Below are 525 nucleotides of genomic sequence, written 5' to 3'. Positions count from 1 at the left end.
CCTTCACCCCCGGCGGCACTTCCCGGCACAGGGGCAGCAACGCCTCCAGCGCGCCCTTCAGGTAGAGCACGCCGTCCGAGCGCAGGACGCTCATGCGCCGCCGCTCCGAATCAAAGGGCTGCTCCGCCACGCGCGGCCGGTCGCGCTCCAGGTCCGCGCGCTCGATGCCCCGGACCCGCGCCGCCGCGAGCAGCGCCAGCTCCGTGGGGTCCCCCGCGCCAGTCCCCTGCCCCTGCCCCAGCTCCGCGTCGCAGCAGCCCGCGGCCACCTCCAGCACGCGTGGCGCCGCCTCCGGAGGCCACAGCTCGCGCACCTCCATGATTCCCTGGGTGAGCGTGCCCGTCTTGTCCGTGCAGATGACGGTGGCCGAGCCGAGCGCCTCCACCGCCTGCATCCGCCGCACGAGCACGTGCCCCTTCACCATGCGCTGCACGCCCACGGCGAGCGCGAGCGTCACCACCGTGGGCAGGCCCTCTGGCACCGCCGCGACCGCGAGCGCCACCGCCGACAGCAACAGCTCCACCC

General features: G+C 75.2%; 1 protein-coding gene. It reads right to left on the bottom strand.

The features are described from left to right. Positions 1 to 525, bottom strand: a 525-nt coding sequence (locus D7V77_RS42395; RefSeq protein ID WP_158624602.1) for an HAD-IC family P-type ATPase, incomplete at both ends; no start/stop codon positions are given.

The sequence above is a fragment of the Corallococcus sp. CA041A genome (genome assembly GCF_003612075.1).
Lineage (GTDB): Bacteria > Myxococcota > Myxococcia > Myxococcales > Myxococcaceae > Corallococcus > Corallococcus exiguus.
Note: the sequence above shows the minus strand (reverse complement) of the source record. Positions and strands in the feature narration are given on the sequence as shown.